Below are 13,683 nucleotides of genomic sequence, written 5' to 3' on the forward strand. Positions count from 1 at the left end.
CAGTGCCAGTGGGGTAGGTGTAAGTTGATGACTAGAGATTATGGCCATTGCTGTGCGGCATGCAAAACCCTAAGTATGGTAACGCTGGTTTCACTGTAGGTATATACCACTATGTAGTTGGCGTGGGCGACTAATTCTCTGGTGCCTTTTACTCTGCCTGCACGTTATAGTTGAGGGTATGTTTCTAAAACTAAAACTAAAACTAAAACTAAAACTAAAACTTTATTTTCAATATCATCTTTCAGTTGTTGGGCGGCATCCGGATTGTCGTCTGAGATGTAATCGACAATAGCGAGTAAATCTGCCCTGGCGCCCGGTTTCCAATTAAGCTTTGGCACGGCGCTTTTTATCTATCAGAGCCTGAACTTCGTCCATTACATCGCTATGTCGTACGGCAGGAGAGTTGTCATTAAGGGCTTCAGTCACCTTAGCTTTGAACCAGTTATCATAAGATTTTTCATCAGCAATAAGTGCTGGCGGCAGTCCTCCCTCTTTTGATATACGGGTGAGTAAAATACGTACAGCGTCAGATACCGTTAAACCGGCATTAGCCAGTTTTTCTGCTGCGTCGGCTTTTAATGCGTCGTCTACCCGTACATGTATCATTGAGCTTGCCATGAGAAATACCGTGATTTGCTGTAGGTTGAAAGTATGTATCTCATTTGAGATATCGTCTATTGTAAATTGGTAATTCAGGCTGCCCATAGTGCCATGCGGGCTAAAAATGCCTGGCCCCATGGCGATAACAGCCAGATAACCAACAAGGCATTACCAAGGATGACAAAACCGAACTCACGGCGGAATGACATTTTGCTGCGCTTATGCGCCAGCTGCTGCTGGGCGAGGTAAGCACCGGGCCAGCCGCCAATCAGGCTGAATAATTGCAGCGTTTCTTCGGTTAGCCGGTTGCCATGGCGGGCTATGGCGGCTTCTTTATCGGCTTTATATAACCAGTAGGTAAAAATGCTGGCTTCTACGTATAGCAGCGGCAGTACATATAACAGCTTGCCAAACAGCAGGGCTATGACCACTGCGATAAAAAAGGCCAGCCGGAACAGCAGGGCAGTGTGGTTGGCATAGGCAATATCGGCAGCGCCCTGCAGCATGCGGGCTGACATTTTTTTAAACTGCGACTCGGCAGGGGCCGTGGCAAAGCGCCAGGGGGCGGCAATGTTGCGCTGCCGTTTGTCTTGGCTGAGGCTAAATTGCAGTTTATCGCCGGGTTTTGGCCGATCGCCCACGCCCGCCATATCGCGGATATGGAAAAACAGTTTCTCACCGCTCTGGTCGCACAATACAAAGCCAAAGCCTTTATCGTCACGCCAGAATACTACGGTACCGGTCAGCTGCATTTGCTGTTCCTGTATTAATGCCTTGTCGGTGAGACCAAAACGTTACGGCAGAAGTTTAATATTTTGCAGCCAAATACTGGCTTTCAGTGTTTATGGATTTTGTTTTAAATGGTTTAACAGTTGGTCCAGCTGATGACTAAGCGGAGGTAATGCTTGCGTGGCTGTGTCCCAAACGACGTCTAGATTGATATCGAAATAACCGTGAGCAATTCGGTTGCGCATACCTTTCATGCTGCGCCAGGGAATATCATCATGCCGTGCAGAAAACTCCGGATATAACTGCAACACTTTTGTTGCGTTCTCACCCAATACCAGCAAGTTCAATACTACAGCCTGCTGCGTTTTTTTATCAGCTAAAAAGTCTGCCTTCTCAATTCCTTCAATGTAGGAGCGGGCTAGAAACACAGACTCCTGCATTTGCTCGATGTAAGTTAAAATTCGGTTTATTTTCATACAGGTACGGCTTGTCTGAGTATTGATACCCGTATTTTTTCTGGTAAATCGCCAGGTGTTAACAGGTCTACCGGTACTCCCAATGCTTCTTCAAGCATTAACTGCAATTCGCCCAAATCAAATAACGTTGTGCCTGGTAAGGTGTCTACCAATAAGTCTAAATCACTGCCCTCAGTGTCTTTGGCCATAGCCACCGAGCCAAATATACGTGGATTGGTCGCTTTATATCGAGCTACCAAAGTGTGTATAAGTGCCCTGTTGTGTGACAGTGCATCTGATGGCCGCATAATAGTCTCCAAGTTTTTCACTTAGTGTGCAGTATAGGGTAATTTTCCGCTACAGAGCTTCCTGATTAATGCTTAAGCGCATCGATAAGTCTATCGCCTGTATATGCTTGGTTAAGGCACCACTGGAAATATAGTCAACGCCGGTGGCCGCAAGTTCCGTTAAACGCTCGCTGGTAATATTGCCTGATACTTCCAGTTTGGCTTTGCCACCATTCAGAGTTACTGCTTGCTTGATATCGGCCAGGCTAAAGTTATCCAGCATGATAATGTCGGCACCGGCAGCCAGCGCTTGTTGTAGCTCGGTCAGGTTTTCGGTTTCTACCTCTACCGGTTTGCCGGGGAAGTTTTGCCGGGCAGTCGCTACCGCATTGGCGATAGAGCCTGCTGCGGCAATATGGTTTTCTTTAATTAAAAAGGCGTCATACAAACCAATGCGGTGATTTTTACCGCCGCCGGTACTGACAGCATACTTTTGCGCGAAGCGCAGGCCCGGGATAGTTTTACGGGTGTCGAGTAAGCGGGTATTACTGCCTTGTAAAAACTGCACGTAGTGCGCCGTGGTGGTAGCCGTTGCACTTAATAGCTGCAGAAAGTTCAGGGCGGTACGCTCGCCGGTTAGTAGTATTCTGGCCGGGCCACTCAGGCTGCACAGGGTGCTGTTGGCGGCTAATTTGTCGCCGTCTTTGGCCTGCCAGTTAATCCGCACTTCGCCGCCGAGCTGACGGAATACTTCGTTGACAAAGGCGCTGCCGCACAACACACACTCTTCGCGGGTAATAATAGTGGCACTGGCCTGCTGCTGCTTCGGAATTAATGACGCAGTGATATCGCCGTCGGTTAAGGGTAAAAAGCCTAAATCTTCGGCCAGGGCGCTGGCCACGGCGCGCTGTATTTCTTGTTGTAACAGCGTGGTAAAGTCGGTTTGCTTAGTCATTTGGTTTTAGTCATCTGGTTTTCGTCATTCAGTCTGGTTTGTAAGATGTATTAGTTGTGCTGGATAAGGGTAAGCTGATTGCCTTGCTGGTGGAATTCTAACTGTTTTAGCGCGCTCATGCCCAGTAATATCTCGGCGCTGCCATCCAGGTTACCCAGCTGCGGCACGATAACGGCGTCGATGTTATACAGCCGGATATCGCCCAGTTGCAGGCTGTCTACCTGGCTTTGATACGCCTGCGCTATACCATTGGCGGTGCTTACCTGTACCTCGCGGCCAAAAGGCAAATTTAGCTGGCGGGCGGTGCCGGCATCAATGGCAATAGTGGTGGCGCCGGTGTCGAGCATAAAATTAACCGGCGTATTGTTAACCAGAGCCGTGCCGACATAATGGCCGCTTTTGTTACGGATCAGCACAGTGCGGGTTTCGCCACTACTGCCGGTTACGCTGCGCAGTTGCTGGTTTGGGTTAAGCTGTTTGCTGATGGTGTCCTGAAAAAATAAAAACAGCAGCACCATCAGAATAAGCCAGGCAATAATAGCGAAGGTCTTACCATATTTGTTTGTTGGCTCAGGTGCTTGCATTAATAACCTCCTGCATTGACAATAGCGCTATAGCTTACTGACCCTGCCGGTTAAAGGCAAAACATCATGACTGCTACTCTACCTGTTGTCACAGAGCGTCATAGCCCTCATTACGATGACCGCCCGCACGCGGAAACGGTTAGCCTGTTGGTGATCCACAATATCAGCCTGCCAGCCGGCGAATTTGCCAAAGTACCACAGCATAGCTATGTGGACGCGCTGTTTATGGGCAAGCTTGATTGCACAGCACACCCAAGCTTTGTCGGTCTTGCCGGAGTGAGGGTATCGGCGCATTGCGTGATCTGGCGTGACGGCAGCATTTTTCAGTATGTGCCTTTTGCCAAACGCGCCTGGCATGCCGGTGTCAGCAATTTTGCCGGCCGTGCGCGCTGTAACGATTTTTCTATCGGCATAGAATTAGAAGGCACCGATAATTTACCGTATACTGATCAGCAATATAAAAGCCTGATTAACCTGACACTAATGATAATGCAGCAGTATCCGGCTATTACGCCTGAGCGAATAGCTGGCCATTGTGATATTGCGCCCGGGCGCAAAACCGACCCCGGCGCGGCGTTTGACTGGATGCGCTACCGCGACGCGATAAAAAGTGCGCTAAACAAGCCGATTTAAGGAGTTTTCGCTATGACATTAATCAGTATGCTGCTGGCACTTATTATTGAGCGTCTTGCCGTGCGCAGTGATGCCTGGCAAGCCAGCCGTTATGCCAGCGCTTATGTGCGTTTTACCGCCCGCTCCGGCCTGAGTAAGCTTGCCGCCAATAGCCTGGGCTGGTACTTGTGGCTGATACTGCCGGGCGCTGTTGTGGCTTTATTGCTGCATCTGGCAGACAGCCATTTGCTGAGTCTGGTGGTCAATACGCTGGTATTGCTGGTGGGGCTTGGCTGCTGGCATTATCGTCAGCTGTATAAGCAGTATTTAAATGCTATGGACAGAGGCGATGAAGAAGCGGCGTTTATTGCTATGCAGCAAATACGCACTGATATGGGTAGCAACAAAGAGCAGCACAGTTATGGTCAGCTCTTGGTGTGGCTGAATTTTCGTTACTACGCTGCTGTAGTGTTCTGGTTTTTACTACTGGGTGCGTTCGGCGTTATTACCTATGCCCTGGTGCGGCATTTACAGGAAGCTGTGGCAGAAGACGATGCAGCCAGTTATACCGCCTGTAGTAATAGTAAGGCTGTGCCTTGTGTAGCGCACTGGGCCAACTGGTTTCCGGCCCGGTTGTTTGGCTTAGGCTTTGCACTGGTGGGGCATTTCTCCCGCGCCTCTACCGCGTTACTGGGCTACTTTCTTGATTTTACCGCCGACAACGAGCAGGTGGTGGTAGATGTAGCAACCGCTGCCGAACCATTGCCGGCAGACAGTTTAAATACGCTGGAAGATACCAGCTATATGGTGCAGCTTGCTAAACGCAATATGCTGTTTTTCCTGGCCTTTACCGCCATTCTGACGTTAAGTGGCTGGTTAGGCTGATTAGAGTTTTGCTATCAAGGCGCCGATATGGCGCCTTTTTTATTGCTGCCTGTTATCGAGATTACCGCAGGCGGAAAATGCGTTACCTGCCTTGCTCGTACCCTGGTCAGACCAATTCTAATGGTTTGTTTCATACGCTTGTCATTCTGAGTTAATACTCTAACTATTTTCCGTTTTTGCCTTTGCCGGTATTCTCTGCTTTATTTACATGCCGGGCAGAAACTGCTACCTTATCGCCACTAAAATATAATTGGTAAGACCAATTTACAGTGGCGGATTGGCTCTGTAACGGAAAATACCAGATAGCAAACTTGGCAGCGCATGGCAGATTTTAAAATTAAACCGGCAAAACTCTCTGACCGCATTGTCGAGCAACTGGAAAACATGTTGCTTGAAGGCAGTTTTGCGCCGGGGCAGAAATTGCCGCCAGAGCGTGATTTAGCCGACATGTTTGCCGTATCGCGGCCATCGCTGCGCGAAGCTATTCAAAAGCTGGAAGCCAAAGGCCTGGTCAGCCGCCGTCAGGGTGGTGGCACTTATGTCTGTGACAACCTGGCTGTTGGCCTGACCGACCCGCTGTTTGCGCTGATTGCCCGCCACCCGGAATCGCAGTTTGATTTACTGGAGTTTCGCCACGCGCTGGAGGGTATTTGTGCCTATTACGCCGCATTGCGTGGTACGGCTGCCGATTTTGCCCAAATTACCGCGCATTACGATGCAATATGCCAGGCACAGCAGTTAAACGACATTGACCGTGAAGCCAAAGCGGTCGGCAGTTTTTATCTGGCAGTAGCCGAAGCGTCACACAATGTGGTGTTACTGCATTTGGTGCGCGGCTTAACGCCATTGGTGGAGCAGAATATCCGCTTAAACCTGGAAACCCTGCAGCAAAAGGAAGGCATTGTCAGCCAGCTAAATGCACACCGGCAACGGCTGATGCAGGCTGTTATCAACGGCGAGCCGGAAAAGGCGCGTCAGGCCAGCAATGGCCATTTGGCTTTTATTGAAGAAGCGCTGCTGGAAGTGGGCAAAGAACGTTCGCGTATTGAACGTTCGTTGCGCCGTACCCAGCAGGGTTAATAACAATTTTAACGCACATGCATGTATAGCACAGGCGTGCATAACCAAAGGAAACCTCGATATGTCTGAAGTCAGTAAAGTTGACATCGACGCTCTGGAAACCAAAGAGTGGCTTGAAGCGCTGGAATCGGTAGTTCGCACTGAAGGGGTCGAGCGGGCACAGTTCCTGCTGGAGAAAGTGCTGGAAGAAGCCCGGTTAGAAGGCGTAGACATGCCAACCGGCGTCACCACCAACTACATTAATACCATTCCTCCGCAGCAAGAACCGGCTTACCCGGGCGATGTTAATCTGGAACGGCGTATTCGTTCGGTGATCCGCTGGAACGCCATTATGATTGTACTGCGTGGCTCGAAAAAAGAGCTGGATTTAGGCGGCCATATGGCGTCTTACCAGTCATCTGCCGCGTTTTACGAAACCTGTTTTAACCACTTCTTCCGCGCGCCGAACGACAAAGACGGCGGCGACTTGGTGTATTATCAGGGCCATATTTCTCCGGGTATCTATGCCCGTGCTTTTGTAGAAGGCCGCTTAACTGCAGAGCAGCTCGACAGCTTCCGTCAGGAAGTAGACGGCAAGGGCTTATCAAGCTACCCGCACCCGAAATTAATGCCGGAATTCTGGCAGTTCCCAACGGTGTCGATGGGCCTTGGCCCTATCGCCTCTATTTACCAGGCACGATTCTTAAAGTATTTACACGGCCGTGGCTTAAAAGACACCAGCGCACAGCGCGTTTATGCCTTCTTAGGTGATGGTGAGATGGACGAGCCGGAATCACGTGGTGCGATAAGCTTTGCCGCGCGCGAAAAGCTGGGCAACCTGTGTTACCTGATCAACTGTAACCTGCAGCGCCTCGATGGCCCGGTAATGGGTAACGGTAAGATTATTCAGGAACTGGAAGGCTTGTTCCGCGGTGCGGGCTGGAACGTGATCAAAGTGGTGTGGGGCCGCGGCTGGGATAAACTGCTGGCGAAAGACACCACCGGTAAGCTGTTACAGCTGATGAACGAAACCATCGACGGTGACTACCAGACGTACAAAGCCAATGACGGTGCCTATGTGCGTAAGCACTTCTTCGGCCGTTACCCGGAAACGGCAGCGCTGGTTGCTGACATGACCGATGAAGAAATTTTCGCCTTAAAACGCGGCGGTCATGAGCCATCCAAACTGTTTGCTGCCTTTAAAGCCGCGCAGGAATGTACTGACAAACCGACTGTTATCCTGGCAAAAACCGTTAAAGGTTACGGCATGGGCGAAGCAGCAGAAGGTAAGAACATTGCGCACCAGGTGAAGAAAATGGACATGACGCACGTGCTGCAATTGCGTAAACGTCTTGGCCTGGAAGACTACATCAGCGAAGAGCAGGTAGCCGACTTACCGTACATCAAGCTGCCGGAAGGCTCGCCAGAGCTGGAATACCTGCATGCACGCCGTAAAGCGTTGCACGGTTACACGCCGGTACGTCTGCCAAACTTTACTAAAGCGCTGGCACTGCCTGAGCTGGGTGCTTTTGACGCCCTGCTGGAAGAGCAAAAGCGTGAAATCTCAACCACTATGGCCTATGTGCGCGCACTGAATATTCTGCTGAAAGATGAGCATATCGGTAAGCAAATTGTGCCGATTATTGCTGACGAAGCCCGTACCTTTGGTATGGAAGGCTTGTTCCGTCAAATCGGTATCTATAACCCTGGCGGCCAGAACTACACGCCGGAAGACCGCTCAGTAGTGAGTTACTACAAAGAAGATGTCGGTGGTCAGGTACTGCAGGAAGGTATTAACGAGCTGGGCGCAATGTCATCCTGGGTGGCGGCGGCAACGTCGTACAGCACCAACGATTTACCGATGATCCCGTTTTATATCTACTACTCGATGTTTGGCTTCCAGCGCGTGGGCGATATGGCGTGGCTGGCAGGCGATCAGCAGGCGCGCGGCTTCTTATTAGGCGCAACTGCTGGCCGTACTACGTTAAACGGCGAAGGTTTACAGCACGAAGACGGCCACAGCCATATTCTGGCCGGCACCGTGCCGAACTGTATTTCATACGACCCGACTTATGCCTTTGAGCTGGCGGTGATTATGCAAGACGGTATCCGCCGCATGTACGGTAAAGATCAGGAAAACATCTATTACTACATCACGGTAATGAACGAAAACTACCACCACCCGGCCATGCCAAAAGGCGCCGAGGAAGGTATTCGCCGTGGTATTTACAAGCTGGAGTCGCACAACGGCGATCGCGGCAAAGTACAGCTGATGGGCTCAGGCACTATTTTAAATGAAGTGCGTAAAGCTGCTGACATCTTAAGCAAAGACTACGGTGTAGCCTCTGACGTGTACTCTGTTACCTCGTTTAACGAGCTGGCACGTGATGGCCAGGATGTTGAGCGCTTTAACATGCTAAACCCGGACGCGAAAGAGAAAACGCCATACATTGCTACGGTAATGAACAGTGCACCGGCGATTGCCGCCACCGACTACATGAAAAACTACGCCGATCAGGTTCGTGCTTTCATCCCGGCTAAGTCTTACAAGGTACTGGGTACCGACGGCTTTGGCCGCTCAGACAGCCGCGAGAACCTGCGCCGCCACTTTGAAGTTAACGCCGGCTACATTGTTGTGGCTGCGCTTAGCGAGCTGGTGAAGCAGGGCGAGTTGAAGAAAACCGTGGTCAGCGACGCCATCAAGAAATTTGGCATCGACAGTGGCAAAACCAACCCGCTGTACGCATAAGAGGATTAACCATGACGATTGAAATTCATGTTCCGGATATTGGTGCAGATGAAGTAGAAGTCACCGAAATTCTGGTCAAGGCAGGCGACAAGGTTGCGGTCGATCAGTCACTGCTTAGCGTTGAAGGTGATAAAGCCAGTATGGAAGTACCGGCAAGCGAAGCTGGTGTGGTAAAAAGCATCAACGTTAAAGTGGGCGATAAGGTAAAAACCGGCAGCCTGATCATGACCTTTGAAGGCGAGGGCGCAGCGAAAGAAGACGCAGCACCTGCCAAAGAAGAAGCTAAGAGCGACGCCAAAAGCGAAACCAAAGCAGACAAGCCAAAAAGTGGCGGCACTGCAGTACAGGACGTAAAAGTACCGGATATCGGCGGCGACGCAGTAGAAGTTACTGAAATAATGGTAAAAGTTGGCGATACAGTAAGCGAAGAGCAATCTTTGCTGAGCGTAGAAGGCGACAAAGCCAGTATGGAAGTACCAGCACCTTTTGCCGGTAAGGTTAAAGAAATCAAAATCAATGTTGGCGATAAAGTATCGACCGGCAGCCTGATCATGGTATTTGAAACCGAAGGCGACGCCAGTGCCGATGCTGCCCCGGCTGCCGAGCCAAAAGCCGAAGCCAAAGCAGAAACGAAAACCGAAGCAGCTCCGGCGAAAACCGAAACAGCACCGGCAGCCTCTGCTGCGTCAGGCAGTGACGGCTTTGTTGAAAACAGCGCCTATGCCCACGCGTCGCCGGTGATCCGCCGTTTAGCGCGCGAGTTTGGTATCAACCTGGCGAAGGTGAAAGGCTCAGGCCGTAAAGGCCGCGTGGTGAAAGAAGACGTACAAAACTACGTTAAGCAGTTAGTGAAGCAGGTTGAAAGTGGCGCAGTAAGCTCTGGCGCTGGCAACAGCATGGGCTTTGACCTGATTGCCTGGCCAAAAGTCGACTTCAGCAAATTTGGCGAAGTTGAAGCCAAGCCACTGTCACGTATTCAGAAGTTATCCGGTGCTAACCTGCACCGTAACTGGGTACGTATTCCGCACGTGACCCAGTTCGATGAAGCTGACATCACCGGCCTGGAAGACTTCCGCAAAGAGCAGAACGCTATTGCCGACAAGAAAAAAATGGGCGTTAAGTACACACCGCTGGTGTTTATTATGAAAGCGGTGGCCAAAGCGTTGGAAGAGTTCCCAACCTTTAACAGCTCATTGTCGGATGATGGCGCAAGCTTAATTCTGAAAAAATACGTGCACTTAGGTATTGCCGTTGATACTCCAAATGGCCTGGTGGTACCGGTAGTACGTGATGTAAACAAAAAAGGCATTATCGAGCTGTCACGTGAGCTGCAGGACATCTCTGTTAAGGCTCGCGAAGGTAAACTGACTTCCAGCGATATGCAGGGCGGCTGTTTTACGATCTCAAGCCTCGGCGGCATTGGCGGTACGGCGTTTACGCCTATTGTAAATGCGCCGGAAGTCGCCATATTAGGGGTGTCGAAGTCTGACATTAAGCCGAAATGGAACGGTAAAGAGTTTGAGCCAAAGCTGATGCTGCCGCTTAGCGTATCGTACGATCACCGCGTGATTGACGGCGCCCTGGCCGCACGTTTTACCGCCACACTGGCAGGTTATCTGGCTGATATTCGCCAAATTATTATGTAACACCCTGTAGCGGAGCGAATTTTGTGTCCCGCACTGAAAAGTTACGGGACATCGCTCAGGCAGAATGTTAAAATTCTGCCACTTTTTTCGCCTGGTAGCCTTGCCCTACATGCTGCTATCAGTCAACCGAACCGATGATAAAAGGTAATACGATGAGCAACGAAATCAAAACCCAAGTAGTGGTGCTGGGCGCAGGCCCTGGCGGTTACTCTGCAGCGTTTCGCGCAGCAGATTTAGGTTTAGAAGTTACCCTGGTTGAAGCACGCAGCACCTTAGGCGGCGTATGTTTAAACGTAGGTTGTATTCCATCTAAAGCCTTATTACACGTTGCTAAGGTCATTGATGACGCCCGCGATATGGCCTCACACGGCGTAACCTTTGGCGAGCCGAAAATCGATTTAGACAAAATCCGTAGCTGGAAAGACAAAGTAGTTGGTCAGCTGACTAACGGCCTGGCCGGTATGTCGAAAATGCGTAAAGTAAAAGTGGTTACCGGTTACGGTAAATTCACCGGCGCAAACACCTTACAGGTTGGCGACACCACTATTACCTTTGAACAGGCCATTATCGCTGCAGGTTCAGAGCCGGTATCACTGCCATTTATTCCAAAAGATGACGACCGTATTATCGATTCAACCGGCGCACTGGAATTAAAAGACATTCCGGGCGAAATGCTGGTATTAGGTGGCGGTATCATCGGCCTGGAAATGGGTACTGTGTACCGTGCACTGGGTTCTAAAGTATCAGTAGTTGAATTTGCTGACCAGTTAGTACCGGCAGCAGATGCTGATATCGTTAAAGCCTACACCAAGTACAACAAAGACAACTACAACATCATGTTGTCGACCAAAGTAGTTGGCGTAGAAGCGAAAAAAGACGGCTTATATGTAACCTTCGAAGGCAAAAACGCCCCTGAGAAAGCCGTACGTTACGACAAGATCCTGGTTGCAGTTGGCCGTAAGCCAAACGGTAACCTGTTAGACGCGGCAAAAGCAGGTGTTAACGTAGACGAGCGCGGCTTTATCAATGTTGATAAGCAACTGCGCACTAACGTACCGCACATTTATGCCATCGGTGACGTTATCGGCCAGCCAATGTTAGCGCACAAAGCAGTACACGAAGGCCACGTAGCGGCTGAAGTGATTGCCGGCCAGAAGCACTACTTCGACCCGCGCTGCATTCCATCAGTTGCCTACACCGACCCGGAAATGGCCTGGACAGGTGTAACCGAGAAAGAAGCAAAAGAAAAAGGCATGGCAGTAGAAACCGCCGTGTTCCCTTGGGCCGCGTCAGGCCGTGCTATTGCTTCAGCCCGCACTGAAGGCTTCACTAAGCTGATTTTCGACAAAGAAACGCACCGTATCGTCGGTGGCGCTATTGTTGGTATCAACGCCGGTGAAATGCTGGGTGAAATCTGCTTAGCAGTAGAGATGGGGGCCGACGCAGAAGATATCGCGTTAACTATCCACGCTCACCCAACACTGAACGAGTCTATCGGTTTAGCAGCAGAAGTGTACGAAGGTTCAATCACCGACCTGCCAAACCCGAAAGCGAAGAAGAAGTAAGCTTCTTATTGCTGAATAAAACAAAGGCCGCTAATGCGGCCTTTGTTTTATCTAAAGATTCCCATGCCATTGAATTGTTGCGCGAGGTAATTTGCGTAATGATCAGTCATGCCGCATATGAAATCAAGCCCTCTCATTATTCCATGATATGTAGCAATATTCTTATCTCCATTTTCGGTATTTACATAAGCTTTTACTTCTGGTGAAAAAGTATCCCGCCCCAAAAGGTCGAGAACCCTATTTGACTTGCTACTTATTTCTTTGCTATTTCCTTTATTTTCAATGTGTTCTGTTATCGCCTCTATGATGTTTTCTAGCAGTGTTGCCAATGTATTATAAGCACCAATTTCTAGTTCTATTTTTCTTGGATGTTTAAATAGCTTTGATTTTGCTAATTCTTTAGCCTCGCCAACCGCTGCTTTAACTTCAGGGGAGCATAAACTTATCAAGTCTTTTTTTAATCTAAAAATGTTGCCATTCAAAAAATCACTTTGATTTTCAATAAAGGCTTTTGCACCTGCATCGACAAATTTTTGAATTATCAAACCTCTAAGTATCGACATTTTTCTGCCATCACTCAAAGTAGCGCGGTGTTGCTCAAACTCATCAATATCCTTTTTGTCCAACGCTAACTCAATTATTTTGTATACATCTGCCCAAGAGAGAATGCCCATGGATATCCCATCTTCTAGGTCTATGATTGTATAGCAGAAGTCATCAGCGGCTTCCATCAAGTAAACCAGTGGATGTCGAGCATAGATACTTGAGTCGAGTTTCAACAATCCAGTATTCATAGCGACATCGTGGTAGATTAAATTTTCTGAACTATATATTCCGAATTTCCCTTCTTTGGTAAATTCTTTTTGAGTTAGACTATCTAAAGATGTCCATGGATATTTTATAAAAGAAGCTAAAGTAGCGTAAGTTAACCTCATGCCATACTCATATTGATATCCTTCGCAAGTCGTCAGAATTCTGAATCCCTGTGCGTTGCCCTCGTAGTTCTCGAGATCTCCTTTATGTTGAGGTGCAAGGTTTTTTATAAAATGATTGCCTGCTTTTTTGAACCAAGCTCTAATTGCTTCCTCACCAGAATGTCCAAAAGGGGGATTACCTATGTCATGAGCAAGGCAGATAGCCTCAACAATGTCTCCGATATCTGATGGCGTAATCGAAGCTGGAAGTTGATTATTCTCATTTAGTTTTTGCCCAACACGAATGCCAAGAGTCCTTCCAACACATGAAACTTCTAGACTATGAGTTAGACGATTGTGGACATGGTCATTAGTTGCCAAAGGATGAACTTGAGTCTTTTTTGCTAGACGTCTGAAGGCTCCTGAAAATATTATTTTATCGTGATCTGAATTGAATGGAGTTCTGCCATCTTCTGTCTTCGGTGGGTTATCTTTCAATCTGTGAGTATTTAACAATGTATCCCAGTTCATTACTGATTGTGTCATTGGGTTGTCCTTGGTTTTTATTTTTAATTGCAATTGATTCAATTATAGAATTGAAACAAAATCAACATTGAAATTCACAAAGTTACCTATGTTGGAT

Annotated in this window: 13 protein-coding genes and 1 pseudogene; 6 read left to right on the forward strand and 8 right to left on the reverse strand. The window is 49.0% G+C overall.

Annotated elements, in window-relative coordinates; all coding sequences use genetic code 11:
- Window positions 1–38: 38 nt before the first annotated feature.
- The 7 genes and pseudogenes from LHL18_RS08730 to LHL18_RS08760 form a co-directional block, all read right to left on the reverse strand.
- Window positions 39–338, reverse strand: a pseudogene (locus LHL18_RS08730) (type II toxin-antitoxin system RelE/ParE family toxin).
- The gene (locus LHL18_RS08735; protein WP_226766651.1) at window positions 325–618 is read right to left on the reverse strand and encodes a type II toxin-antitoxin system RelB/DinJ family antitoxin; all 294 of its coding nucleotides are present in this window, start codon (window positions 616–618) and stop codon (window positions 325–327) included. The pseudogene LHL18_RS08730 and the gene LHL18_RS08735 overlap by 14 nt, the downstream one beginning before the upstream one ends.
- A 74-nt stretch (window positions 619–692) precedes the next feature.
- A complete protein-coding gene (locus LHL18_RS08740) occupies window positions 693–1,352 on the reverse strand; it encodes a cold shock and DUF1294 domain-containing protein (protein WP_226766652.1) in 660 nt (219 codons plus the stop codon).
- Window positions 1,353–1,442: 90 nt separating this feature from the next.
- Window positions 1,443–1,805, reverse strand: coding sequence for a HepT-like ribonuclease domain-containing protein (locus LHL18_RS08745; protein ID WP_226766653.1), 363 nt, complete (start codon window positions 1,803–1,805; stop codon window positions 1,443–1,445).
- A complete protein-coding gene (locus LHL18_RS08750) occupies window positions 1,802–2,092 on the reverse strand; it encodes a nucleotidyltransferase family protein (RefSeq protein WP_226766655.1) in 291 nt (96 codons plus the stop codon). Before LHL18_RS08750 ends, LHL18_RS08745 begins: the two co-directional genes overlap by 4 nt.
- Window positions 2,093–2,141: 49 nt before the next feature.
- Window positions 2,142–3,026: a carboxylating nicotinate-nucleotide diphosphorylase gene (nadC, locus tag LHL18_RS08755; RefSeq protein WP_226766657.1), complete on the reverse strand. Its 885-nt coding sequence runs from the start codon at window positions 3,024–3,026 to the stop codon at window positions 2,142–2,144.
- Window positions 3,027–3,076: 50 nt separating this feature from the next.
- On the reverse strand, window positions 3,077–3,610 hold the full coding sequence (locus LHL18_RS08760; protein ID WP_226766659.1) for a retropepsin-like aspartic protease family protein: 534 nt from the start codon (window positions 3,608–3,610) through the stop codon (window positions 3,077–3,079).
- A 66-nt stretch (window positions 3,611–3,676) separates the two neighbouring features.
- Here LHL18_RS08760 and ampD point away from each other — a divergent pair, with 66 nt between their 5' ends.
- From ampD to lpdA, 6 genes are all read left to right on the forward strand, one after another.
- Entirely contained in the window at window positions 3,677–4,243 is a 567-nt protein-coding gene (gene ampD, locus LHL18_RS08765; protein ID WP_226766661.1) for a 1,6-anhydro-N-acetylmuramyl-L-alanine amidase AmpD, read from the forward strand.
- A gap of 12 nt (window positions 4,244–4,255) precedes the next feature.
- Window positions 4,256–5,107, forward strand: coding sequence for a regulatory signaling modulator protein AmpE (gene ampE / locus LHL18_RS08770; RefSeq protein WP_226766663.1), 852 nt, complete (start codon window positions 4,256–4,258; stop codon window positions 5,105–5,107).
- A 321-nt stretch (window positions 5,108–5,428) separates the two neighbouring features.
- Window positions 5,429–6,187 carry a pyruvate dehydrogenase complex transcriptional repressor PdhR gene (gene pdhR / locus LHL18_RS08775; protein ID WP_226766665.1) on the forward strand — a complete coding sequence of 253 codons (759 nt, stop codon included), beginning with the start codon at window positions 5,429–5,431 and terminating at the stop codon, window positions 6,185–6,187.
- 61 nt (window positions 6,188–6,248) lie between these two features.
- The gene (aceE, locus tag LHL18_RS08780) at window positions 6,249–8,915 is read left to right on the forward strand and encodes a pyruvate dehydrogenase (acetyl-transferring), homodimeric type (protein WP_226766667.1); all 2,667 of its coding nucleotides are present in this window, start codon (window positions 6,249–6,251) and stop codon (window positions 8,913–8,915) included.
- 11 nt (window positions 8,916–8,926) lie between these two features.
- Window positions 8,927–10,561: a pyruvate dehydrogenase complex dihydrolipoyllysine-residue acetyltransferase gene (gene aceF, locus LHL18_RS08785; RefSeq protein ID WP_226766669.1), complete on the forward strand. Its 1,635-nt coding sequence runs from the start codon at window positions 8,927–8,929 to the stop codon at window positions 10,559–10,561.
- A 152-nt stretch (window positions 10,562–10,713) separates the two neighbouring features.
- Window positions 10,714–12,126: a dihydrolipoyl dehydrogenase gene (gene lpdA, locus LHL18_RS08790; RefSeq protein WP_134052218.1), complete on the forward strand. Its 1,413-nt coding sequence runs from the start codon at window positions 10,714–10,716 to the stop codon at window positions 12,124–12,126.
- Between the two features lie 47 nt (window positions 12,127–12,173).
- Here the strand turns inward: lpdA and LHL18_RS08795 are convergent, their stop codons facing one another.
- On the reverse strand, window positions 12,174–13,586 hold the full coding sequence (locus LHL18_RS08795) for a deoxyguanosinetriphosphate triphosphohydrolase (RefSeq protein WP_226766671.1): 1,413 nt from the start codon (window positions 13,584–13,586) through the stop codon (window positions 12,174–12,176).
- Window positions 13,587–13,683 lie beyond the last annotated feature (97 nt).

Source organism: Rheinheimera aquimaris (genome assembly GCF_020531985.1).
GTDB lineage: Bacteria > Pseudomonadota > Gammaproteobacteria > Enterobacterales > Alteromonadaceae > Alishewanella > Alishewanella aquimaris.

Coding starts and splice junctions, on each gene's coding strand:
- LHL18_RS08735 (WP_226766651.1), bottom strand. CDS start 618: ATGGCAAGCTCAATGATACATGTACGGGTAGACGACGCATTAAAAGCC.
- LHL18_RS08740 (WP_226766652.1), bottom strand. CDS start 1,352: ATGCAGCTGACCGGTACCGTAGTATTCTGGCGTGACGATAAAGGCTTT.
- LHL18_RS08745 (WP_226766653.1), bottom strand. CDS start 1,805: ATGAAAATAAACCGAATTTTAACTTACATCGAGCAAATGCAGGAGTCT.
- LHL18_RS08750 (WP_226766655.1), bottom strand. CDS start 2,092: ATGCGGCCATCAGATGCACTGTCACACAACAGGGCACTTATACACACT.
- nadC (WP_226766657.1), bottom strand. CDS start 3,026: ATGACTAAGCAAACCGACTTTACCACGCTGTTACAACAAGAAATACAG.
- LHL18_RS08760 (WP_226766659.1), bottom strand. CDS start 3,610: ATGCAAGCACCTGAGCCAACAAACAAATATGGTAAGACCTTCGCTATT.
- ampD (WP_226766661.1), top strand. CDS start 3,677: ATGACTGCTACTCTACCTGTTGTCACAGAGCGTCATAGCCCTCATTAC.
- ampE (WP_226766663.1), top strand. CDS start 4,256: ATGACATTAATCAGTATGCTGCTGGCACTTATTATTGAGCGTCTTGCC.
- pdhR (WP_226766665.1), top strand. CDS start 5,429: ATGGCAGATTTTAAAATTAAACCGGCAAAACTCTCTGACCGCATTGTC.
- aceE (WP_226766667.1), top strand. CDS start 6,249: ATGTCTGAAGTCAGTAAAGTTGACATCGACGCTCTGGAAACCAAAGAG.
- aceF (WP_226766669.1), top strand. CDS start 8,927: ATGACGATTGAAATTCATGTTCCGGATATTGGTGCAGATGAAGTAGAA.
- lpdA (WP_134052218.1), top strand. CDS start 10,714: ATGAGCAACGAAATCAAAACCCAAGTAGTGGTGCTGGGCGCAGGCCCT.
- LHL18_RS08795 (WP_226766671.1), bottom strand. CDS start 13,586: ATGACACAATCAGTAATGAACTGGGATACATTGTTAAATACTCACAGA.